Source organism: Pseudokordiimonas caeni, from assembly GCF_026719705.1.
GTDB classification, from domain to species: domain Bacteria; phylum Pseudomonadota; class Alphaproteobacteria; order Sphingomonadales; family Kordiimonadaceae; genus Gimibacter; species Gimibacter caeni.
Genome location: NZ_JAPPRR010000001.1, coordinates 1,683,144 through 1,706,561 on the forward strand (window position 1 = coordinate 1,683,144; position 23,418 = coordinate 1,706,561).

Genomic DNA, 23,418 nt, shown 5'->3' on the forward strand with positions numbered 1-23,418 from the left:
TTTCAATCTGTGAAACAAATTAACTTATTACACTACATGATATGTTGAATTATAAACACCTACACTATGATGCTATACTTAAAATTACGCATCATACTCAACATACTCATTTTACACATCAGCACCTCCGGAACCGCAATCGCCCGTCAGCGTTGGTCGCTCACAGGAGGGTTTGAAGTTCCGATGAAGACTGCCCAGGATGTGATGCGCCCGGCAAACAGGGTCATTCAGATCGACCAGCCGATCACCGAAGCCCATGCCCGGTTCAAAAATTGGAACTGCGATCATTTGATCGTGGTGGACGGCGACAGGTTCAAGGGCGTGCTACACCGGTCCCTCGCCTTTTCGGCACAGGAGGGACAGACGGAACCCGCGGAAACCGTCGGCGACCTTAAGTCGCTCTTGCTTCGTATATGCCCGCTCGATGCGAATATCAGCGACCTCCGCCACATATTTGAACGGTTCGCGGTTTCCCTGATCCTGATTGTCGATGATGAGCGCCAGGTGTGCGGCTATGTGACCCCGGAAGACGTGCATATGGTGCATCCGGTCGGCGGTCGCGCCCATCTACCAACAGCATCGGTGATGGGCACCTCGCTCCCCCGCGACAACAGAGAACCCTACACGATGAACCCCCACCTCGAGCTGTAGCCAGCAGGCACAGTCCCTTCCGTATGTGCGCCACTGATGCCCCGCAGACGGCCGCGGACCGGGCGGTGCCCGCCTTCGCGCCAAATTCTGCGAAGCGCGGAAACCGCACTGCCCGGATGGCGTTGATCCACCGTCACTGCGACAAACAAGAACAAAGGAGAAGGACCATGAAAGTTGAAAAAGTCATGACACGCGAAGCCGAATGGGTCGGGCCCGATATCACGATCCCGGAGGCTGCGAAGCGTATGAAGGAAAAAGGCATCGGCATCCTGCCGATCGGCGAGAACGACAAGCTTATCGGGATGCTTTCCGACCGCGATATTGTCATCAACTGCCTGGCAAACGGGCTGGATATGACATCCACCAAAGTGCGCGACGCAATGTCGAAGCAAGTGCTTTATGTCTATGACGACCAATCGGTCGAGGAAGCAGCGAAAAGCATGGCCGACAATCAGGTTCGCCGCATGCCGGTACTGAACCGCCAGAAACGCCTCGTTGGCATGGTCACCATCGCCGATATTGCCGGCAGCGGTTCAGCAAAAGCCGCTGGCGAAGCCTTGGGCATGATCTCCAGATAAATACCATTGTATCCCGCAACGCGACAGGGCCGCCCCTCGATTGGGGGCGGCCCTGTTTTGGTTTGCACACGAGCAGGCAGGCCTTAACGGCCGATATGCCGGTCGGCCCTTTGCATGCTGATGGCCGCAACGCCCGCGCCAATCGCAAGGGCTGCTATGCCACTCATCACCGGATGCTCGCGGATCGTATCGGTCAGGGCATCCGCCCGGTCGCGGGCGATGCGGGCAGCCTCGCGCGAGACTTCCTCGGCTCGGTGACCAGCACGCGTCAGCCCATCTGTGGCCTGGTCGGCTGCGTGATTTACGGCATTGTCACCGTTGGCGATTGTGCGGGCGGCCAAAAGCCCGGCGCCCACCGCGACCATCGTCAGCGGTACCGCATTGTCCTTGATGAAGTCGGTGGTGGCCTCCATCGCGGGCCTGTTGTCATCAATCGCTTTCGCGATCTTCTTTGCTGTTTTGGATTTCTTTTGAGCCATTTTCAAACTCCTTTCTGTTTGTTTCCGAAGACGTGGCACCATTGCCATCGATACGTACCGGCCAGATCATCAGCGCAACGGCGAGAAGGGTGAATATAAGCGCCACTGCGAGGCACGCTGCCCAATCCGGCATCATGGTTTCAAGATAGGCAGACAGCCCGAGCGACAACCAGATCAGCGCCAGTATCGCTGCCACCAGCCCCAAAGAGCGGACGGCCATTCCTTTCAGGTAACCGCGGGCGCGGTCGGTCAGCCGGTCGCTGACCATGTCGGCCGCATGCGAGGCGATCACATCAAGGCCTGATGTCAGGGCCGTCGCCATGCTATCGAGGAACCCGGCATTCCGGGGGCGAGTGTCAGACGGCCGCGGGGCCTCCCAGTCAGTCGCCTGATCCGGCATGTCCGGCCCTGTTCAGATAATGGGCGAGTGCGGCACCGGCGATGGCAGCCCCTCCCAGATACAGCCAGGGATAGCGTTCCGATCCTTCCTGCACCTTGCAGAGAAGATCATTGGCATCGAGCTTCAGCATGTCGGACGACCAGCGACCGACCCCTTCCGCCGCTGCGGCGGTAAGGTTTGCGGCACTCTCGTGCCCTGTCTGCTCGAGACTACCGGACGCGGCCTTCATCGCCATCGTCAGATCGTCGACCTGAATGGCAAGCGCCTTCTGCTGCTCTGCCAGAAAGGCATCGATTGCCAGGCGAATAACATCTTCAGGGCGTTTCGCCCCGCCGTTTGCCTTGCGTGTTGTCTGTACTGGCTTTGCCATGGTTTCACTCCTTCCGGTCAGCCGTTTTCAATCGTCAAATGCCACAGATTGCCATCAAACCGGCGGCGGCGGACGGCGCCCGCTGATCAGGCTGGCGACCAGCGTGATCACAAAGAGCACGAGGAAGATAAAGAACAGGAATTGCGCAATTTCCGTGGCCGCAGCCGCGATACCGCCAAAACCGAACACGGCGGCGATAAGCGCAATGATGAAAAACGTGATTGCCAGGCGTAGCATTCGGCATCTCCTTCTTTTCGCCCCAACTCATGAACGAGTTGTGATCAAAAGGGTTGCAATCATTGCTGGAATGCCCGATGCGCGGTCGCCTTCATGTCGCCTGGCCGGGATGGCGGCCTTCCGAGAATTCCTCCACCATCTTCGCGCAGAAGATATCAAGGTCTGCGGGCTTGCGGCTTGTGACGAGCCCTTCATCGACCACCACTTCGGCATCAACCCAGCTGGCCCCGGCGTTGGTGAGGTCGGTCTTCAGGCTTGGCCACGAGGTAACCTTGCGGTTCACGAGGACGCCTGCCTCCGCCAGCATCCATGGTCCGTGGCATATCGCGGCAACCGGTTTCGATTGTTCGAAAAAGGCCCGCGTGAAGGCAACGGCCTTCTTGTCGAGCCGCAACTGGTCGGGATTGCGAAGGCCGCCCGGCAGGACAAGGCCGTCATAATCCTCCGCCTTTGCCGAGGCAACGGCGCGGTCGACCTTGAAGGCCTCGCCCGGCTCGCCATGTCGTTCAGCCCTGATCGAACCGAGCGTCGGTGAGATCAGGTCGATCTCCGCCCCCGCTTCCCTTGCGGCATTCCATGGTTGTGTCAGCTCCGTTTCCTCAACGCCGTCGGTCGCGAGGAAAGCGATCCTTCGTCCCGAAAGTCTCTTTTTACCCATCATCTTTCTGTTCCTTTCATGCTGTTGTGACACAACCGCCCTGTTCCACCGCTTGCCGGCAGAGAAACCTGAAAAGGCCCAGCTGGCGGCTGTCCCAGGGCAGATATTCCGGGTGCCATTGCACCCCGACAAGGCAGGGCCGGGAGGGATCTTCCACCGCGAGGGTCATGCCGTCCCGGTCATGTGCCGTTGCAACGAGCCCCTGCCCGAGCCGGTCGACAGCCTGCCGGTGCAGGCTATTGACGCGAACCGACTGCCTGCCGAGAATGCTGCCAAGCCTGCTTGCCTGATCAATCATCACACGGCGGCGCGGCAGCAGCACCCGGCCACGAGGCGCCCGTTTGTAAACCGCGACAATGTCCTGAATGAGCGTTCCGCCGAGATGCACATTGATCATCTGTGACCCCCGGCAAACCCCCAGCACGGGCATCTCCCGCGCCAGCGCCTTGTCGATCAGGTCACGCTCAAGGGCATCGCGCTTGGCGTCGAAACGCACATTGGGCCGCAATTCGCCACCATAGATTTCAGCCCCGATATCATCACCGCCGCCAACCACAAGGCCGTCCAGACGGTCGATATCAACGGGGTCCGAAGGAGTGATCCTGACCGGTGTGCCAGCGCTCCTGAGGACCGCCAGACGGTTGAAAGTCCAGCTGAACCAGGCACCCTGATCCGAGCAGGTAACACCGATGACGGGGCGGGTTCTGAGCACCGTATCTCCTTGTTGCAGTTTGCGGTTATAAGAGAACGTCCTCCACGGTGCGGACGTTCCGAATGACTGACCTGCGGGAACGGCAAAGCGAACCTACCGTTAAAATGTCGGATTTGGCTGCGACGATCAGTTTCACGTGCCAACAGGAAAAGGAGACGACGAACAGTGACAAAACCCCAGATGCCCCCGATTGAAACAACCGCCGGGAGCGACGCCCGGCGCGTCGGCGTTGAAATCGAATTTGCGGGGCTTGCCCCCGGGGATGCGGCCGGCGTGGTACAGGATTGTTTCGGCGGATCACTGTCGCAGGTCGATCTTTACCACTGGAAAGTTGCGGGTTCCGCCCTTGGCGACTTCAACGTCAAGCTTGATACGCAATATGTGGAAAAGGGCAGCAGCGAACTGCAGCGCATGATCGAGAAGGCGGACGAAGACCTCGGTGTCAGGCTCAGGCAGTTTGTCGGCCAGCTTAGCGAAAATCTGGTACCGACCGAAGTTGTCGGCCCACCAATTGCCATGGCCGATATCGGCGAGATGGACCGCCTGTGCAATCAGCTTCACAAGGCGGGCGCCAAAGACGGCCACCGCAACCCCTTGCATGCCTTCGGATTGCATCTGAACCCCGAAGTCAGCGGCACAGAGGTGGGCGATATCCTGCCCACCCTGCAGGCCTATCTCTTCCTGTCGCCATGGCTGCGCGAAAAGGTCGGGCTTGATCTGTCCCGCCGCCTGTTACCCTTTATCGACCCGTTCCCCGACGAATACGGCTCCTTGGTGGTGCGCGCCGACTATGAGCCTTCGATGGAGGAACTGATCTGCGACTATCTTGACCATAACGACACCCGCAATCGGGAGCTCGACCTCCTGCCCCTTTTCGCTCATATCGACCGGGACCTCGTTAGCAGCCGGATCGACGATCCCCGGATCAAGTCGCGGCCAACCTTTCATTACCGGCTGCCCGAAGCGCGGCTTGAAAGTGAAGACTGGTCCGTTGCCATCGAATGGAACCGCTGGGTGCTTGTCGAGCGACTGGCGGCAGACGACAAGGCCATGGCCGACCTTCTGGCAATGGGTGATTATCCGAAGGCGCCCGAAGAAATTGCGAATTTCATCGGCACCGTTACAGGAACCGGGCTTGCACCAACGCGTTGATCGGTAAATTTCCCCAACGATGGAGATGCACCGAAATGACCAGCATGGCAGACTTGCGCGATCCCGATACCCCCTTGCCCGCCCCGGCGCTTGATCAGTTGTTCCGAGAGGCCAGAACCTACGCCGAATGGCGCGACAAACCGGTAAACCCGGAAACGCTGCAAACACTCTATGATCTGCTGCGGCTTGGCCCCACCTCGGCCAATTGCTGCCCTGCCCGCTTTGTCTTCGTGGCAACACCGGCCGGCAAGGAAAGCCTGCGTCCCCATCTTGCCAAAGGCAATGTCGAGCAGACGATGAGTGCACCTTGCACCGTTATCGTCGCCTATGATCCGCGCTTCTATGAGAAGATGCCGACCCTGTACCGACAGGCCGACATGAAAGCCTATTTCTCGAAAGATCCCGATTTCACGTATGAAAATGCTCTCCGGAACGGATCGCTGCAGGGCGCCTACCTGATCCTTGCCGCCCGTTCGCTCGGGCTCGATTGCGGCCCGATGTCGGGCTTCAACAACAAGACGCTGGACGAAACCTTCTTCGCCGAGACGGGTTGGAAATCCAACTTCCTCTGCAATCTGGGCTATGGCCGGAAGGACTCGCTCACCCCTCGCAACACGCGCCTTTCCTTCAAGGAAGCTTGTCGGGTCGCCTGACCCTCAAACGAGCCAGGAGAGACCCATCCAGAGCCCCATGCCCACCATGACCAGATTTTCCGTCAGGGAAATGAAACCGAGCGGCACATCGGAATCGCCGCCAACGCAGGCACATTTCAGGTCACGTTTCTCCAGATAAACGGCCTTGAAGACCGAAGCAACGCCGACACCGCCGATGAAGAGCGCTATCGGCGCCGCAAGCGTCCCGAAAACCCCGCCCGCAACCATCAGGACGCCCGCGCCGGCTTCCGCAAACGGATATACAAAGGCATATGGGACCCACCTGCGCGCCAGCAGGTCATACTGGAGAAACATTGTCGAAAAGCTCTCAAGGTCCCGCAGCTTCTGAATCCCCAGAACACACATCGAGAAGGCTGCGAACCAAAGGATTGTTTTCCCTGAAACAAGCAGCCCCGTGGCCGCTGCACTGGCCGCAATCGCCATCAGGGCACATGTGGAGAAAATGACAATGACCGGCCAATAGGACGTGCCGTTCTGCCTCGTCTCATCATCCGAAAACATTGCGCGAAGCTCATCGTAGCCGCCGACCCGCTTGCCCCTGATGAAGGTTTGCGGGGTTGTCTCGACATTGTGGCGACGCATGAAGGCCTCCGTCTCCTCCCGCGTCGTCAGGTGATGGTCTTCGACCTCAAAGCCATGGTGTCTCAACAGCCATCTGGACTTTAATCCGTAGGGGCAGAGATGGTCAGGCATGACCATCCGGTAGAGGACTGCTTTTTTGGCGATCTGATCATTATCCTGCTCGAACATGGATTTTCCCTTGGCTGTTATAACGAGCACAGGGGAACCAACGACTGGAAGCGGCAATAGCTCCGGATCATATCGAGCTCAAGAGGATGCAAGTGAGCTTTCGCAGACACCGCATGAGATACAACATGCGAGCGAAAATGCCTTGCAATGCGTTCTGGCTAGAGGCGGTACCTGCTCGCAGTCGGCTGCAGCTCTAAAGTGGCCAGACCCACAGGATCATCGGTATGGCAACGACAGTGATGAGCAGTTCAAGTGGCAGCCCGACACGCCAGTAATCCCCGAAGTGATAGCCCCCCGGCCCCATGACCAGCGCATTGTTTTTGTGTCCGATCGGGGTCAGGAAAGCGCAGGACGAGCCAACCGCCACGGCCATCAGGAAGCTGTCGGGGTTGACATCCAGCGCCGACGCCAGACCGATGCCGATGGGTGCCATCATCACCGCTGTCGCCACATTGTTCATCAGGTCCGATAGCGTCATCGTCGCAATGAACAGAAGCGTCAGGATGAAGGCCGGCGAATGGCTGCCCGACAGGCTCAAGATACTTTCGGTGATCAGAACCGTTGCCCCTGTTGTTTCGAGCGCCCCTCCGATCGGAATCATGGCAGCAACCAGCACGATCACGGGCCAGTCAATCGCTTCATAAATATCCCGGGCCGGCACTATAACAAACAACACCATTCCAAGCGCTGCAAGTGCAAGGGAAACGGTCAGGCTTGCGACGCCAAGCCCCGCAAGCGCCACTGCGCCCGCGAGCAAACTCGCTGCAATCCATGCATGGCTGCGTTTTCCCATCAGAAAGCCGCGCTCTGCCAGTGGCAAAATCCGAAGCCGCGCCATCGTGTCTGCAATGCCGTCGGCATCCCCCTGAAGCAGCAAAACATCGCCCGAACGGAAGACAACCTTGTGAAGACGTTTTCGGATGGTCTGGCCCTGGCGCGAAATCCCCAGCAGGTTGATGCCGTACCGCGACCTTAACCGCAGCTCACCACTTTCGCGGCCGATCAGGCGGCTGTCGGCCGAAACCACGGCTTCAACGAGTACCACGTCATCAGACGCAAAAAGGCCCTTGCCATTGTCGGCGCTGCCTTTTGTCTCGAGCCCAAGTTTGTGGACAAATTTGTCAAGTTCCTTCGGGCCCGTTTCCAGCAACAGAATATCCCGTTCCAGAATTGTTGCCGATTTGGGCAGCCGCAGCATGGGCTTGTGGTTGCGCACAATTCCGGCAATGCTGAGATCGCAGGCTTCGGCAATTTCTTCAAGCTCTGCCAGCCGCATGCTGACTGCTGACGAGCCTTCGGGCACCAGCACCTCGGCCAGATAGTTACCCACATCAAACAGCTCGTCCGGTGCCGATTTGGCCTGTCTTTCCCGAGGCAGCAGCCGCCAGCCGACAAGCGCCAGATAGACAATGCCCACTATGGCCACCGCAAGCCCGACCGGGGTGAAATCAAACATCGAGAAGGGCGCGCCGAGCGCGTCGTTCCGGAAATGACCGATCACGATATTGGGCGGCGTACCGATCAGGGTGATCAATCCCCCGAGGATTGAGCCGAAAGATAGGGGCATCAACAAGAGTGCTGGCGACCGGTTCGCCTTTTTCGCGCTTTCAATGGTGGCCGGCATCAGAAGCGCAAGCGCTGCCACATTGTTCATCACCGCCGAGAGGGCGGCGGCAAAACCCGACATGACGCCGATTTGTCCGGCGAGACTTTTGAGGGGCGGTACCACAATATGGGCGACGCGATCAATTGCACCCGAGTTGGCCAGCCCCTTGCTGATAATCAGGACGGCCGCCACCGTAATCACCGCCGGGTGGGCAAATCCCTCGAAGGCGGTGTCAGAGGGTACAATGCCGATCAGCACGCAGACCAAAAGGGCGCTAATGGCCACAATGTCGTAGCGCCAACGGCCCCATGCGAAAAACACGAAGACACCGGCAAGCACGATGAAAAGACTGATTTGATCCATGGACATGCGGCAAGCGTCGCATTCGTCTTGGGCGGTGTAAAGCCCTCCGTTGAGAGCCTCAACAACATATGTGTTGATACCCCAAAACCTCGTAGATAAGGCATCAGAACGGCACGCCACATCAACGTTCGAAGCGGTTAAAATCGCCAGAAGGGAACAACAGAAAATGTAAAATATATAAATTAAATCAATAACTTAAATTCATTGTCGCCCACTGCCGTCACCAGAGTAATAATTATATCAATCAGTTACAAGCACTTGGCGCAAGGTTGGCGCACGAAATTTGCTAGTTTCACAATGATTGTAAGCGGCAAATTAGCTGCGCCATGGCGCCGCCTTTGCGTCACTTTGCCCCATAACAGAATTGTCAGAAGACATGTGCGAAGCGTCTGGTACGATGTCGGCATGCGCAAATTCATTGCACATATCGGCAGCGGCCTGAGAGCTATTATGACTGCATGGATCATCCTTGCAGCGTCGCTCGTTATTGTGACAACCACCCCTCTTCCTGTTGCAGCTTCTAGCCCTGCGCCGACGCAGGATGCGCAGGTCATGACCATGGATGCATCTGACTGTACCCAGCCGTGCGGCGATGACTGCCGCATGGAGGACGGACGCTGCGTCATGGCTGTCCAATGCCCGACTGCGACTTCGTTCCCGAGTTTGCTACCGCAACCGACGCACCTGTATGTTCCCGCAAAGAGCGCTACCTATTCCCGCCTTTTGGCGCATGTACCCTTGGGCCATGCCACTTCCGGCTTAAAACGACCTCCGAGGATTGTCTGACATCATCCGCTGAAGCTTCCGTTGCCCTTGTGGCGTGAAGCTTCATCCCGTTTTGTCTGACGACCCCGGAGTCATTCCATGACCAGTTCCCATCAGCGGCCACGGCGAGCCGCGACCCTTGCCATTCTGGTGCTTGCCGGCATCGGTATCGGCCTCGCGCTACCGCACCTTCAACATGTTTTCATGCAGCATGATACTGCTGCAGACGGCGAGCCGCGATCCAATACCGGCTCGGACGGTGAACGCCGCATCCTTTATTACCGCAACCCCATGGGGCTACCCGATATTTCCCCCGTCCCGAAACAGGATGAGATGGGGATGGATTATATTCCTGTCTATGCCGATGAAGCCTCGGCGGAGGGCACCATCAAGGTCGCAGTCGAGAAAGTGCAGCGGGCTGGCGTGCGCACCGAACCTGTACGTACCACCATCCTGAGCCGCACGATACGCGGCGCCGGTACGCTTGCGATGAACGAGTCCGCTGTATCGGTGGTGACCGCCAAGTTCGACGGCTTCGTGAACAAGCTGAAGGTGCGCACAACGGGCGAGCGCGTTACGGCCGGTGAGCCGTTGATGACCGTCTGGATCGAAAGCCCCGATGTGCTAAGGAAAATGGCAGACCTCGCCTCTCTCAAGACGGGCAACCGTACAGCCAAGCTCGCCGCCGATAACCTGCGCCAGTTCGATATCCCTGACGCCGATATCGCCGCTATTGCCAAAAATGGCGGCAGCAGCCGGATCGTGACCCTGAATGCGCCCTCCGCTGGCACGGTGATGCAGAAGCCGGCAATGGATGGCATGCGCTTCGCGGCCGGTGCCCCGCTGTTCCAGATTGCCGATCTTTCCACGCTATGGGCCGAAATCGAGGTTCCAGAACAAGATCTTGGCCATATCCGCAAGGGCCAACCCGTTACCCTGCGGCTGCCTTCGCGCCCCGAAGAGGCGTTCGAGGGCAAGGTCAGCTTCATTTATCCCGATATCAATATGGCGTCGCGCTCGGGTCGGGTACGGGTCGTGGTACCGAATGCGGATGGTGCCCTGCAAACCGGCCTCTTTGTCCATGCCGGGATCGCCGTGCAACTGAGCACCAATCCGGTGCCCGCCGTGCCCACCGCTGCAGTCATTGATGATGGCAAGCGGCAGGTCGTGTTCGTGTCGCGCGGCGAAGGCGTGTTCGAACCCCGCGATGTGGCGCTCGGCGGACGGGCGGGTGACCTGATTGAAATCCGCGACGGGGTTGATGAAGGCGAAGAGGTTGTCACCCACGGCACCTTCCTCATCGACGCCGAAAGTAACCTGCAGTCGGCGCTCGCGGCCTTTTCCGCCAAGGGAGACGATCAATGATCGCGCGCCTCATTGCCTGGTCGGCGCGGAATGTCGTCCTTGTCCTCATCGCCACCTTCATGGCGCTCCTTGTGGGTATTTACGCCGTCACGCGCCTGCCGCTTGATGCGATCCCCGATCTTTCAGACACGCAGGTGATTGTCGTCACCGATTATCCGGGACAGGCGCCGCAGGTGATTGAGGACCAAGTCACCTTCCCGCTCAGCTCCGCCATGCTCAATGTACCAAAGGCGCGGGTGGTGCGGGGCTTCTCCTTCTTCAGTGTGTCGTTCGTCTATGTGATTTTCGAGGACGGGGTGGACCTTTACTGGGCCCGCAGCCGTGTTCTTGAATATCTGAACGGTGTATCGGGCAGCCTGCCGGATGGTGTCACACCGCGCATCGGGCCGGATGCCACGGGGGTCGGCTGGGTATATCAATATGCGCTGAAGGCAGACGACCTGAACCTTGCCGAAACCCGCTCGCTGCAGGACTGGCAGGTCCGCTACGGCCTCGCCCGCGCCGAAGGTGTGGCGGAGGTCGCCAGTGTCGGCGGGTTCGTACGGCAATATGCCCTCGTCGTCGATCCCGAACGCCTGAAGCAATATGGCATCACGCTGCAGATGGTGAGCGACGCTGTGAAGGCCAGCAACCGCGACGTCGGCGGCCGCACGCTGGAGCTTTCGGAAACAGAATTCATGATCCGGGGCCGCGGTTATCTGACCGGCCTTGAGGATATGGAATCCATCGTCCTTAGGGCCGCAGGCGGTACCCCGATCACCGTGGGTGATGTGGCGCGGGTGGAACTGGTGCCGGCCGAACGGCGTGGTATTGCCGAACTGAACGGTGAAGGCGAGGTCGCCAGCGGCATCGTTCTGCAACGGCAGGGCGCCAATGCGCTTGATGTGATCGAGAACGCCAAAGCCGAGCTTGAAAGCATCGCCAAAAGCCTGCCCGAGGGGGTCGAGATCGTCAGCGTTTACGACCGCTCCAGCCTTATCGAGCGGGCAATCCAGACACTTGTCTCCACGCTGACGGAAGAAAGCATCGTGGTGGCCCTCGTCTGCTTCATCTTCCTGTGGCACGCCCGGAGCGCCCTTGTCGCCATCATCACCCTGCCAGTGGGCATCCTGATGGCGCTCGCTGCCATGTATTTCCTCGGCATCCCGTCGAACATCATGAGCCTCGGCGGGATCGCCATCGCCATCGGCGCGATGGTGGATGCGGCGATTGTCATGATCGAAAATGCCCATAAGCGGCTAGAGCATGCCCCCGAGGGCACGCCGCGCATCGAAACGCTTGTCAGGGCCGCGCAGGAAGTTGGACCCGCACTTTTCTTCAGCCTCCTGATCATCACCGTTTCCTTCCTGCCCATCTTCACCTTCGAGGCGCAGGAAGGCCGGCTCTTCAAGCCGCTCGCCGCCACCAAGACCTTCGCGATGGCGGCAGCGGCCATCCTGTCGGTCACTCTGGTACCGGCCCTGATGGTGCTGTTCATCAGGGGCCGCATCGCCCCGGAAGGCGAAAACTTCCTCAACCGGGCCATGATCGCGGTGTACCGGCCCGTCATCCGGCTGGTGTTGAGGGCGCGGTTCGTCACGATCCTTGCCGCACTCGGCATACTCGCCGTAACCGCCATTCCGGCCGGGCGGATCGGCTCGGAATTCATGCCCAACCTGAATGAAGGCACGCTCCTTTACATGCCCACCACCCTGCCCGGTATCTCGGTGACAAAGGCAGCCGAGCTGATGCAGACGCAGAACCGCATCATCAAAACCTTCCCGGAGGTGGAATCGGTATGGGGCAAGGCGGGCCGGGCCGAAACGGCAACGGACCCAGCGCCCATGGAAATGTTCGAGACCGTCATAAACCTGAAGCCACAGGATGAATGGCGTGAAGGTCTGACCCTTGATGACCTGATCGCCAAGATGGACAATGCCCTGCAGTTCCCCGGCGTGTCGAACGCCTGGACGATGCCGATCAAGGCGCGGATCGACATGCTGTCGACCGGCATCCGCACGCCCGTCGGTGTCAAGGTCTTCGGGCCGGATCTCGCCACGCTCGAACATCTGGCAACCGAAATCGAAGGAGCACTGCGCAAGGTGCCGGGCACGACCTCAGCCTACGCTGAACGGGTCAACGGCGGCTACTTCATCGATATCCGGCCGGACCGCCGGAAGATGGCGCGTTATGGCCTCAGCATGGATATGGTGCAGGGCACGATCGCGATGGCAATCGGCGCCGAGGCGCTGACCACGACAGTCGAGGGCCGGGAACGCTACGATGTCGTTCTTCGTTATCCTCAGGCACTGCGCGGTGACCCCGACGCCATCGCGCACAATGTGCTTGTCAGCCTGCCGAATGGCTCGGCCATTCCGCTGGGCGAGATCGCGACTGTCGAGCGCTCGCGCGGCCCCACGATGGTCCGTACTGAGGACGGTCAGCCTGTTGTTTATGTTTATGCCGACCTCAGGGGCCGCGATCTTGGCGGCTATGTGACTGAGGCCCGCCAGACAGTTGCCGCGATGGTCGACATGCCGGCGGGGTACAGCGTGGTCTGGAGCGGCCAGTTTGAATATCTGGACAGGGCCGAAGCGCGGCTTGCCTGGGTGATCCCCGTTACGCTTCTCATTATTTTCGTGCTCTTGTACCTCAATTTCAAACAGCTCACCGACGCGCTCATCGTGATGCTTTCGCTCCCCTTCGCGCTCGCCGGGGGCCTGTGGATGATGGACATGATGGGCTTCAACATGAGCGTGGCAGCAGCCGTGGGCTTCATCGCACTCGCCGGGGTCGCGGCCGAAACCGGGGTTGTGATGCTTCTCTATCTCGATCAGGCGCTCGCCGAGGCGAAAGAGTCGGCGGCCAAGGCCGGACGCCTGCTGAACCGGTCCGAACTCGACGGCGCCATCATGGAAGGGGCAGCCGGTCGTGTGCGGCCGAAGATGATGACGGTTGCCACCATCATGGCGGGCCTTTTGCCCATCCTCTGGTCCACTGGCACAGGGGCCGAGGTGATGCAGCGGATCGCCGTGCCGATGATCGGCGGGATGGTGTCCTCAACCCTTCTCACCCTCATCGTCATCCCCGCCATCTATGCCGCCGTTCATGGACGGCGGCTCCGGGCCTGAAAAACCGGCGCGCGGATGGTATGCTATGCCCGATCCGCGCGCTTCCATCAGCCATCAATGACCTGACGGAGACCAGAATGACCAAGCAGCAGGACCACACCGAGCACCACGGCCATCATAGCCACGATAGCGATCATGGAATGCATGCCCACCATGGCCACGGAAGCCGCAATGCTCCATCCGAAAGGGAGGTGCCACCGGGAACAATCTGGACCTGCCCGATGCATCCGGAAATCCGTCAGGATCATCCCGGCGCATGCCCCATCTGCGGCATGGCGCTGGAGCCGGATTTGAGCACCGGAGAAGCGAGAGAGAGCGAGGAACTCAAGGACATGACCCGCCGCTTCCGGATCGGGCTCATCCTCGCCCTGCCGGTTTTCATTCTGGAGATGGGCGCTCACCTGGCCCCCGCGCTGCATGATCTTGTGCCACCTCATATGTCGGTCTGGATCCAGCTCGCCCTTGCCACGCCTGTCGTCCTCTGGGCAGGCAAGCCTTTCTTCGAACGCGGATGGGCGTCGGTCCGCACCCGCAACCTCAATATGTTCACCTTGATCGCTATGGGAACCGGCATTGCCTGGGCCTACAGCCTTGTCGCGACGGTTGCACCGTCCGCCTTTCCAGCGGCCTTCCGGAATGCGGACGGCACGGTTGCCGTCTATTTCGAGGCAGCAGCGGTGATCACCGTCCTTGTCCTTCTCGGACAGGTGCTGGAACTGAAGGCGCGGGAGCGCACCTCCGGGGCGATCCGGTCCCTTCTCGACCTTGCCCCCAAGACTGCCCGTCGTCTGCGCGCCGACGGCTCGGATGAGGAAGTGGCGGTTGACGCAATCGAGGTGGGCGACCGGCTGCGTATCCGCCCCGGCGAGAAAGTCCCGGTCGATGCCACGGTCGAGGAAGGCCGGTCTTCCGTCGACGAATCCATGGTGACGGGCGAATCCATGCCGGTTGCCAAGGAAGCCGGAGCCAAGGTCATCGGCGGCACCATGAACCAGACAGGTGCCCTTGTGGTGAAGGCCGAAAAGATCGGGCACGATACCATGCTCGCCCGCATCGTGCAGATGGTGGCCGAGGCCCAGCGCTCGCGCGCGCCGATCCAGCGCCTGGCGGATCAGGTGGCAGGCTGGTTTGTGCCTGCGGTACTTCTGATTGCCCTTCTGGCATTCGCCGCGTGGGGCCTTTGGGGTCCGGAACCGCGCATGGCCCATGGCCTGATCGCCGCCGTTGCCGTGCTGATCATCGCCTGCCCTTGCGCGCTCGGGCTCGCCACACCCATGTCAATCATGGTCGGGGTCGGCCGCGGCGCGGGGCTTGGCGTCCTGATCAAGAATGCCGAAGCCCTTGAGCGGATGGAGAAGGTCGATGTCATTGTCGTCGACAAGACCGGCACACTCACCGAAGGCAAGCCCAAGGTCACGCGCATTGTAACTGCAGCAGGCTGGAACGAAGACGAACTTCTGCGCCTGGCTGCCGGGGTTGAACGCGCTTCGGAGCATTCCCTCGCCGCGGCCATCGTTGCGGCTGCGGATGAACGCGGGCTTGACCTGCCCGGTGTCAGTGATTTCGACGCACCAACCGGCAAAGGGGCGACTGGCAAAGTTGATGGGCGGCGTCTTTGCCTCGGCAATAGCCGTTTTCTGGGCGAACAGGGCGTCAGCACGGGGGAGCTTGATGGTGACGCAGACAAGCTGCGCAGCGAAGGCGCCACCGCCATCTTTATCAGCGTGGACGGCGAACCCGCCGGAATCATCGCCGTCGCGGACCCCATAAAGGAAACCACGCCGGAGGCGGTAAGGGCACTTCAGAAGGAAGGTATCGCGATCGTCATGCTGACCGGCGACAACAGGACCACAGCCGAAGCGGTCGCAAGGAAGCTTGGCATTCAGGAGATTGAGGCCGAAGTGTTGCCCGACCAGAAAAGCCACGTGATCAAGCGATTCAAGAAGGACGGGAAGATCGTCGCGATGGCGGGCGACGGCGTAAATGACGCCCCTGCCCTTGCTGCCGCCGATGTTGGTATCGCGATGGGATCGGGCACCGACGTAGCAATCGAAAGCGCCGGCGTCACCCTCCTGAAGGGTGACCTGATGGGGATCGTTAAAGCCCGACGGCTCAGCCACGCGACCATGTCGAACATCCGCCAGAATCTGTTCTTTGCCTTCATCTATAACGCCGCCGGTGTGCCTGTGGCGGCCGGCATCCTGTATCCGGTATTCGGCATCCTGCTGTCACCAATGATCGCAGCAGCGGCAATGGCACTTTCATCCCTCAGCGTCGTCGCGAACGCGCTGCGCCTGCGCAAAACAAGCATCTGATGAAGCCAAACTGATCTGATCAACATATTCAGCGATGATCCTTGACAGACCGACCGCGCCTCAACAGGCACAAGGAAAAACAAAAATACTTCAATATAATAAACAACTTAAATTCATTGGCGCCTGCCACCGGCACCATGCCATTAATTATCTCAATCTGTCATAAGCACTTGGCGCAAATTTGGCGCACAATCTTATTGCTCTGACATCTAGTGTTTTCACGGTCTAATCGACCCAGTTGCTCAGGAGCGCCGGCCTAAGCTGCGCTTATGCGACCTCGCAAATCGGCCAGCCAGTCAGCGAGATCGAGCCCGGTGCTTTCCTGTACAAGCGTCAGGTCGTCAGCCATGGCACGAAGCACCGAAACCGGTATAGTCGCAGCCCTTGCGTCCGGTTGGCCTTCAATGCTTCTTTCGTTCAACCTGTCGATTTTCTTGAAAACCCACCACTTCACCCGCGTGGGGACAAGCCGCATCACAGCTTTTCGCAAAGCCGATTTGCCCCCGGGCGCATAAAGAATATCCCGCAAGACCTTGCTGCGCGGTGCGCTGGCGATGTTGGCACGCAGGGACGCCTGCCCGGCCGTCCGATGTGGATTTGTACCGATGAAAGAACATATGCGATCATATCCGCTCGAACTGAGCGTATCTGAGCGAAGGAACAGAAAATCCCCGTCCGGAAAGGCATCCCGAAATCGCTGGATTTGCGGGTGATAGAGGCTGCGTGACGCATAGCTCCAATTATCATGCGCGAATAGGGCGTCGCTGCCAGCCAGCCTGCCTGCCTCATTGCTGAGGGCGGTATGGAAATCCGACGTTTCATACCCCCGGCGTTGGCTCATGAGAAAATGAGAATAGGCCCTCTCGACAGGATGACGCAGGATGAACACGAATTTTCGCACACTGCTGCCCGCCCGAATGGCAATGGCTGCTTCGGGCCAATACATATATTCGGGGTCAATTTCGCCAACCAAACGTGTCGCCGCCGACCGATTGAACTGGCTGAGATACCAGTCGCGTCCAAGAGTTGCGCGTTCAGCATGGCTGAAAAAGTGCGTTTCCTTGATCTTCGGCAATGCAATATCCGGGTGGGCGCCCAGCATTTCGTGCAGCGCCGTCGTCCCGGCTTTCTGGGCACCGACTACTAGGAAATCGAGCTTGATCGCACCTTCCATCATGCACCGCGCCTTTCAGCCAAGGCCTTTGCGAGATAGTCGACCCGGACCGCAAGACTTGGCCGCAAACGTGCCAGGACCTGCATCGTGGCAAGACGGCGATGTGGCAGGTCGGGCTTTCCGATAATCTCGCTATAAAGGATGAGACTGCGGGCTTCTTCCCTGAGCATGAAGTCGACCGAAGGATTGCTGGCACCGCCTTCATGCAGAATTTTCACGTCCCGACAAAAAAGCGGCGGCCCGAATTTTTCGACAAGCCGGCGGCTCAGTTCGACTTCTTCATAATAAAGGAAAAACCGTTCATCAAAGCCCCCGACAGCATCGAACGCGGCACGAGAAACCACAAACAAAGACCCGACAGGATAGGCGAAGCGAAGGAGCGGCGGGCACCGGTGCATCCAGCGGTGCGGCCGCGCAAGATCAGTCAGGAGTGTCCTGTATTCAGGTCTAAGGTCAAACGTGTTCACGCCGCGCTCATGGGATATCTGCAACGCCGTTCCCCAACGATTGCCAGCGAAGGATTCCGCGAGGGGGGCAAGCGAGGTCTGGAAGGCGACGTCAGGATTGATAAAGGCGATCGTTTCGCCCTTCGCCAGCGCCACACCTTCATTACAGCCGGCTCCGAATCCGCGATTCTCTGCCATTTTCACGGTCACCGTGAATCCGGCTTGCCGCAGTGCCTCGGCATGGTCTTCGGTGCTGATATCTCCCGAATTTTCGATGAAGATGAACTCGAAAACGTCTCGACCTGCCAGCGAAGCATGATGATCAAGAAACGAGGCGACATACCCGTCGAGCCGGGACGCTGAATTATGGCAAACGGTCACAACCGAGATCATGGCTTGCCTCCAGTGAGCCAGAGGATCATATCCGCATAGGCCCCGGCCGCCTCATCCCATGAATAGTCAGTCCCTATCCGGGCTCGCTTTGCTGCCGCTTCAGCACGCAATGTTTTAATATTTTCGGAAGCGGAATGAACTGCCGCAAGAAAAGCCTGATTGTCGTCTGCCGGGAATGTATGCCCCGCGAACTTGCTCCTGAAGTCGGCAAGGGCGCCGCCATCGGAGATAATCGCCGGAAGCCCGGCGGCAGCAGCCTCGATGACCGGAATGCCAAACCCTTCAGCTTCCGACGGGAACAGGAGAAGGTCGCTACTGGCATAAACGGCGGCGAGATCAGCGGACGACAGACCAGCGCGAATATCGACCTTCAGCCCTACGGAGCGGGCCTGGGCGACCTCTGCGTGCAACTGCGCAGCATACTCCCCGACGCCACTGCCGATGATCGTGTATTCGCTGTCGATCCCGGTATCCGTCAGCATCTGCTGCGCCTGGATACCCCATTCGTGACGCTTGCGCCGTTCCAGCCGCGACACAGACAGAAGTCGCAAGGGTCCTGCATCTGCCTCCACCACCCTTGGGGTTTGCAGAAACACCGGGTCAACAGCATTCGCGATAACGGCGATAGTATCTGCCGAAACCCCGAAATGGTGTTCGATGCGGCCCGCAGAATAGCGCGACACGGTGGAGACACGCGTTGAATGCCGGGCGGACCAGCCGAAGAGCAGACGGCGCAGCGTGCGATAGCTCCATGAAAAGCTGTTCGGGAAGTCAAGGAACAGGACGTCATGGATGACACTGATCGTCGGGCATGGTGCCGCGAAAGGCCGGATATACTGGCTGAGGACAACATCTGCCCCGGTCCGGCGAAGCGCACGTGGGATATCGACCGCGTTCCGCCATAAAAAACCGGTGCGGATTGGGGCAAATTCAAAGGGCACCGTCAGGAACCGGTGGATATTGTCTGCACTTTCAGCGGCACAAACGAGCCTCAGCTTTATATCCGGCATCTTTGCGGCCATCGCACCCGGCAGCGCGTTCAGGATACCGGCAAGATAGGTTGTCGTACCCTGCCACCCGGCGTCAAACGTATGACAATCCACAAAGACAGTGACGGACCTGCTCATCGAGGCCGCGCTCCACGCCCCGAACCGTCGGCAATAGGCCCTGCCGCCCGTTCCTGAGCCTCAGCTGTGACCATCGCTGCCCGTCGGCTCGCGTATCGGGCCGCCAACATCATCCGTATCAGCGCCCCCGAGCTCCAACCCCACACCAGCAGCACCCCATCCAGGCTTTCCCGGTTAAGCGGGCCCGAAATCAGTACGGTGGTGATCAGCAGCGTTACTGCAGAGGCGCGCGCAAGCTGAGAAAGAACGTAGTCGTGGCCCGTGTGCGTCAGATAGGGCAGACGGAAGGGATAGATCATGAAAACAATGATCGCGACGACACCGACAATCCCGGTTTTCACGAGCAAAGTAAAATAGGCATTGTGAATGAAAGGCAGCGACCGGACGTCTTCGGAATCGCCGTAAGCGACGGAATGCCCAAGGTCGATCGCTGTCCCGAAGCCCATCCCGAAAATCTGTTCCGGCAACGATCCTGATATCCAGGTCTGGTAGGCCCGGTAGGCTTCGAACCCGCGCCAGTTGGCATACATCCGCAACCGGTCGTCGCCCGTTTCAAACGTGATTTCATTGAGGGCATTCTGAATTTTGCCCAAGAAGGTGATATTTGCGAAATCATACTGCGGCAGCAACGGCACCACGAGGAACATGAAAATGCCAAGCGCCAGTGTCGTCACCAGGAAGCGCGACTGTGTGTGCAACACATGGTTCACGGCCAGATAAGACACCAGGAGGATAAGCACACCAGTGCGCGAGCCGCTGAGGACGATCATCACCAGAACCAGTACCAGCAGGGACATCCTGACCACCTGCTCTAGGATCCCCCTGCCCTGATAATAGCGCCATATGAAGGGGGTCAGCAGAACAGCCACATAAGAAAGGTGCCGCGCTGTCTCAATGTTCCGGTCAAGGACCGCCAGAAACACATTGACCGCGGACAGCACCAAGGCAACCCGGGTGAATTGCCTGAGCCAGTTGCGGTCCACTGCCAACAGAAGTCCGAGCAGGAGGCCGACAAAAGCGACAAGCATGACTTTTGAAACGTACCAGACGTCCTTGAGAACGTCATATGATGCAGGGCCCCAATCAGCGAACAGGAAACCCGACAAAGCAAGCAGCGCAAGCGGCGCGAGAGGCCGGAAAGCCGGGACCGGCAGCTTTCCACCCCGCAGGAGAAAGAGCCCGACAGCAACCGCAATCAGCACAGGGAAATAATAAGCGCTCGGAAACAACCCGATGATCAGCAACAGCCCGGGTAGAAGCAGGCGGTTCATACGGGGGTCCCTTCGTCAGCCATTTCCCTCTGCCGCAAGAAGCGCGCAGGAATGCCCACGTAGATACAGTTCGCGTCTGTCTGGGCACCCGCAAGAACCGTATTAGCGCCAAGGACCGTACCGTCGGCAAGGTCAGAACCATCCAGCACGGTGGATTTGGCCCCAAGCCAGCAATCATTGCCGATACGGATCCCGCGCCCCCGGATCGCCTGTTCCCGTACGGGCCGGTCAGTCGCAAGGCCATGTTCTTCAGGATGGACCGACACATAAGGACCGGCAATCACATCAGCCCCTATCACAAGGCCGAAGCCGCCACCGATATTGCAGTAGGGCCCGAAAGTAACATTCTCGTCGATCTCGACATTCTGGCAAGTGAATGCCGGGCTCCCGGATGCGCGGAAGATGCTGTAATCCCCAAGCGAAAAGCCGGACCGGATTATCCCCTTTGCCGTATAGCGCAGGTCGAGCTTTGCAAAGTCGCCGATTTTCACGATGCCCTGCAGCTTTACTTTCCGGTCGATCCAGATGCGCGCGCCCCGGCCCTTCAGGATGATGGCATCGAACCGCAGGTGAAGCACCTGCCAGATCAGCCCCCGGACAAGCATGGCGATATGTTCTGGCCTAACCCGGCGTTTCATTTGTGGCGTCCCCTTCGGGCCTGCGGCCCGACCTGCCGTTCATTATATTTCGCCATCAAATCACCCCCGGCAGAAAGCCAAGATCTCGCCGCACGGCCAAAACAACAAGAAGCTTCGTCATGACCAGCCCGATCGCGATACCGACGGCTGCGCCGTCTGCGCCGAAAAGTACCGCAAGTACGGTAACCGACACCATCATCATGGATAGGCCGGTGGCTTGTGCCCTGACACCGAGCCGCTCATGTCCCGTCATCATAAGAATAAGCGCCGGCGACCCGAAGGCGACGCCGAGCAACTGCCCCACGCTCAGGACCACCAGCGGCAAATAGCCACCTTCAACATAATCGTCCCCAAAGGTCAGCCCGATCAGGGGCTTGCCGAGGGAAATGAGTATAAGGGCAACGGGCAGCGCAAGTGCAAGTGTCAGCCGTGCAGACTGCCGCGACAGCGCCTGAAGCGCCGGGCGCCCTGCCCGGTTGGCTTCAACGATCCGCGGGCCGATGATGGCGTTAATGATCATCAAGGGAAAGGCCACCAGCAGCGCGCCCCGCTCGGCCACCCGCAAATAGGCAACGTGTTCATCATTGCCTAAGAGGCCAAGAAGCAGCGTGGCGAACTGGGTACTGAGAATGGTCATGCCACTGATCAGCGCGAATGACAGCATTGCCGGCCCCCAGGCTTGCAGGTGCGCCCGGCCCGGCAATAAGGGGCGTACAGGAAACTTCGAGACCTGCATGACGATCCATAAACCGGCAAGGCCGACAAACAGATAGGCCAGCAGATTGAACTGCAGCATGACGCCTGCTTCGGCGACTGCGCCCTGCAATAGCCAAAGTGCCGCAACGATCAGGATCGACGGCACGGCAAGTTGCCGGGTGGCCTCTGCCAGAGCCGGGAACCCGGCCCCTTTCAGGACACCTTCCCCCACAGCCATCAGACCCAAGGCCGGGACCATGAGTGCCGCCATCATCAGCAGTGACGAGCGCCCCGGCATTATATACGTCCCGAAGATGAGTGCCCCGAGGATCACCACCAGCGACGCGCCCCCCACCCACACCAGCGACGTGGTCAGGACCCGTTGAAAGACTGGCGCGTTCCCGGCCAGCAAGCTTGTCGAAACTTCCCTCGTCAGGAGAAGGGGCAAACCGCCTGAAACAGGCACGGCCAGAAACGTCGCCGCTGCGATCGCAAAGCTATATTGCCCGAATTCTTCCACGGGCAACCACCGGGCCAGCACGATGTTGACGATGAGCGCGAGCGGAACGCCAATCACATACACAGCCGAAACGGATGCGAGCGCCTTCATCATAGGAAATGCCCACCCACCCGACGCACGCCGATCATGCAATGATCCAGCGTTCGGTGCCCATCAGGCCGACCGCGCTTAACTTGCCCGTGGCGAAGGCGCCCGTGTCGACTGCAATCCGCCCGGCTTCCATCGTTACTTCATTGACACCCGTGTGCCCGTGCACGACGCACAGGTCAAACCCGTGATCACCTTGCGTGAAAGCATCGCGGATCATCAGCTTGTCGGTGACTTTCTGGTCCTCAAGCGGCACACCGGGGCGCAGGCCCGCATGGACGAAATAATAGTCACCCAACCGGAATTCGAGCTGCAGGCTGAGGAGGAAGTCTGTATGCGATCTGGGAATAGCGGCCTTCAGTGCCTTTGCCGTATCCGCCAGCACTGCATCTGGCACTTCAACCGGCACCGGCACCCCATAGCTTTGGCACGCTGCCCTGCCCCCCACGGCAAACCAGCGCGGGCCTGTTGCGGGGTCACGCAGGAAATCGAACAGCATCAGTTCATGATTGCCGACAAGAGGGACCAGCTTCAGCTTCGGGTGACTGTATGCCGCGAAAAAGTCGATCACTTCGCGCGACTGAAAGCCGCGATCAATATAATCCCCAAGGGGGATAAGATAGGCTTCCTTCACCCCCTCGGCATAGTCGAGGTCGGCCTCGATCTTGGCGATCAGCGGCAGCAGCAGGTCCAGCCGTCCGTGAATGTCGCCGATTGCATAGGCAATCACACCATCAGGCAAGGCCCAGTCACGCGGCGGTATAGTTTTCTTCCGGCTCAAACGACCCCAGAAGGTTTTCATTCGGGCTCCCCAATGGCCTGTCGATCAGTTACTGAAACCTTTGTAAGGCTTCATATGTCCAACCGCAATCGGCTGCACC

22 protein-coding genes are annotated in these 23,418 nt (G+C 59.3%); 7 read left to right on the plus strand and 15 right to left on the minus strand.

The features are described 5' to 3' along the window. Positions 1-183: 183 nt before the first annotated feature. Positions 184-651, plus strand: coding sequence for a CBS domain-containing protein (locus OU694_RS07635; RefSeq protein ID WP_308910386.1), 468 nt, complete (start codon positions 184-186; stop codon positions 649-651). 167 nt (positions 652-818) lie between these two features. Further along, positions 819-1,229 carry a CBS domain-containing protein gene (locus OU694_RS07640; RefSeq protein ID WP_308910387.1) on the plus strand — a complete coding sequence of 137 codons (411 nt, stop codon included), beginning with the start codon at positions 819-821 and terminating at the stop codon, positions 1,227-1,229. Between the two features lie 83 nt (positions 1,230-1,312). On the opposite strand, the gene OU694_RS07645 is transcribed toward OU694_RS07640, so the two are convergent. The 6 genes from OU694_RS07645 to OU694_RS07670 form a co-directional block, all read right to left on the minus strand. Further along, positions 1,313-1,708 (minus strand): hypothetical protein, encoded by a 396-nt coding sequence (locus OU694_RS07645; protein WP_308910388.1) that lies wholly within the window; start codon positions 1,706-1,708, stop codon positions 1,313-1,315. Then, entirely contained in the window at positions 1,659-2,030 is a 372-nt protein-coding gene (locus OU694_RS07650; protein ID WP_308910389.1) for a phage holin family protein, read from the minus strand. Before OU694_RS07650 ends, OU694_RS07645 begins: the two co-directional genes overlap by 50 nt. Positions 2,031-2,088: 58 nt before the next feature. Continuing rightward, positions 2,089-2,478, minus strand: a complete 390-nt coding sequence (locus OU694_RS07655) for a hypothetical protein (RefSeq protein ID WP_308910390.1) — start codon at positions 2,476-2,478, stop codon at positions 2,089-2,091. 54 nt (positions 2,479-2,532) lie between these two features. Beyond that, positions 2,533-2,715 carry a DUF1328 domain-containing protein gene (locus OU694_RS07660; protein ID WP_308910391.1) on the minus strand — a complete coding sequence of 61 codons (183 nt, stop codon included), beginning with the start codon at positions 2,713-2,715 and terminating at the stop codon, positions 2,533-2,535. 91 nt (positions 2,716-2,806) lie between these two features. After that, positions 2,807-3,373 carry a type 1 glutamine amidotransferase domain-containing protein gene (locus tag OU694_RS07665; protein WP_373460276.1) on the minus strand — a complete coding sequence of 189 codons (567 nt, stop codon included), beginning with the start codon at positions 3,371-3,373 and terminating at the stop codon, positions 2,807-2,809. 16 nt (positions 3,374-3,389) lie between these two features. After that, a complete protein-coding gene (locus OU694_RS07670) occupies positions 3,390-4,085 on the minus strand; it encodes a gamma-glutamyl-gamma-aminobutyrate hydrolase family protein (RefSeq protein WP_308910393.1) in 696 nt (231 codons plus the stop codon). A gap of 165 nt (positions 4,086-4,250) precedes the next feature. Between OU694_RS07670 and OU694_RS07675 the strand changes: the two genes are divergently transcribed. Further along, the gene (locus tag OU694_RS07675; protein WP_308910394.1) at positions 4,251-5,237 is read left to right on the plus strand and encodes an amidoligase family protein; all 987 of its coding nucleotides are present in this window, start codon (positions 4,251-4,253) and stop codon (positions 5,235-5,237) included. Between the two features lie 35 nt (positions 5,238-5,272). Then, the gene (locus OU694_RS07680) at positions 5,273-5,890 is read left to right on the plus strand and encodes a malonic semialdehyde reductase (RefSeq protein ID WP_308910395.1); all 618 of its coding nucleotides are present in this window, start codon (positions 5,273-5,275) and stop codon (positions 5,888-5,890) included. Positions 5,891-5,893: 3 nt separating this feature from the next. Here the strand turns inward: OU694_RS07680 and OU694_RS07685 are convergent, their stop codons facing one another. Both OU694_RS07685 and OU694_RS07690 read right to left on the minus strand, forming a co-directional pair. Next, on the minus strand, positions 5,894-6,661 hold the full coding sequence (locus OU694_RS07685; RefSeq protein ID WP_308910396.1) for a glutaredoxin family protein: 768 nt from the start codon (positions 6,659-6,661) through the stop codon (positions 5,894-5,896). 193 nt (positions 6,662-6,854) lie between these two features. Then, positions 6,855-8,636: an SLC13 family permease gene (locus OU694_RS07690; RefSeq protein ID WP_308910397.1), complete on the minus strand. Its 1,782-nt coding sequence runs from the start codon at positions 8,634-8,636 to the stop codon at positions 6,855-6,857. A gap of 858 nt (positions 8,637-9,494) precedes the next feature. Between OU694_RS07690 and OU694_RS07695 the strand changes: the two genes are divergently transcribed. The 3 genes from OU694_RS07695 (at position 9,495) to OU694_RS07705 (ending at position 16,185) form a co-directional block, all read left to right on the plus strand. Next, a complete protein-coding gene (locus OU694_RS07695; RefSeq protein ID WP_308910398.1) occupies positions 9,495-10,760 on the plus strand; it encodes an efflux RND transporter periplasmic adaptor subunit in 1,266 nt (421 codons plus the stop codon). Further along, entirely contained in the window at positions 10,757-13,870 is a 3,114-nt protein-coding gene (locus OU694_RS07700; protein WP_308910399.1) for an efflux RND transporter permease subunit, read from the plus strand. The genes OU694_RS07695 and OU694_RS07700 overlap by 4 nt, the downstream gene beginning before the upstream one ends. 140 nt (positions 13,871-14,010) lie before the next feature. Beyond that, positions 14,011-16,185: a copper-transporting P-type ATPase gene (locus OU694_RS07705; protein WP_373460278.1), complete on the plus strand. Its 2,175-nt coding sequence runs from the start codon at positions 14,011-14,013 to the stop codon at positions 16,183-16,185. Between the two features lie 256 nt (positions 16,186-16,441). On the opposite strand, the gene OU694_RS07710 is transcribed toward OU694_RS07705, so the two are convergent. Genes OU694_RS07710 through OU694_RS07740 form a run of 7 tightly spaced genes read right to left on the minus strand, consistent with a single transcriptional unit; the run spans position 16,442 to position 23,339 of the window. After that, a complete protein-coding gene (locus OU694_RS07710; RefSeq protein ID WP_308910401.1) occupies positions 16,442-17,362 on the minus strand; it encodes a sulfotransferase family protein in 921 nt (306 codons plus the stop codon). Further along, entirely contained in the window at positions 17,359-18,198 is an 840-nt protein-coding gene (locus OU694_RS07715; protein ID WP_308910402.1) for a glycosyltransferase family 2 protein, read from the minus strand. Before OU694_RS07715 ends, OU694_RS07710 begins: the two co-directional genes overlap by 4 nt. Continuing rightward, positions 18,195-19,325 (minus strand): glycosyltransferase, encoded by a 1,131-nt coding sequence (locus OU694_RS07720; RefSeq protein ID WP_308910403.1) that lies wholly within the window; start codon positions 19,323-19,325, stop codon positions 18,195-18,197. The genes OU694_RS07715 and OU694_RS07720 overlap by 4 nt, the downstream gene beginning before the upstream one ends. Then, positions 19,322-20,596 (minus strand): O-antigen ligase family protein, encoded by a 1,275-nt coding sequence (locus OU694_RS07725; RefSeq protein WP_308910404.1) that lies wholly within the window; start codon positions 20,594-20,596, stop codon positions 19,322-19,324. Before OU694_RS07725 ends, OU694_RS07720 begins: the two co-directional genes overlap by 4 nt. Continuing rightward, positions 20,593-21,234: an acyltransferase gene (locus OU694_RS07730; RefSeq protein WP_308910405.1), complete on the minus strand. Its 642-nt coding sequence runs from the start codon at positions 21,232-21,234 to the stop codon at positions 20,593-20,595. Before OU694_RS07730 ends, OU694_RS07725 begins: the two co-directional genes overlap by 4 nt. Positions 21,235-21,289: 55 nt before the next feature. Then, positions 21,290-22,543, minus strand: a complete 1,254-nt coding sequence (locus OU694_RS07735) for an oligosaccharide flippase family protein (RefSeq protein ID WP_308910406.1) — start codon at positions 22,541-22,543, stop codon at positions 21,290-21,292. 31 nt (positions 22,544-22,574) lie between these two features. After that, the gene (locus tag OU694_RS07740; RefSeq protein ID WP_308910407.1) at positions 22,575-23,339 is read right to left on the minus strand and encodes a metallophosphoesterase; all 765 of its coding nucleotides are present in this window, start codon (positions 23,337-23,339) and stop codon (positions 22,575-22,577) included. Positions 23,340-23,418 lie beyond the last annotated feature (79 nt).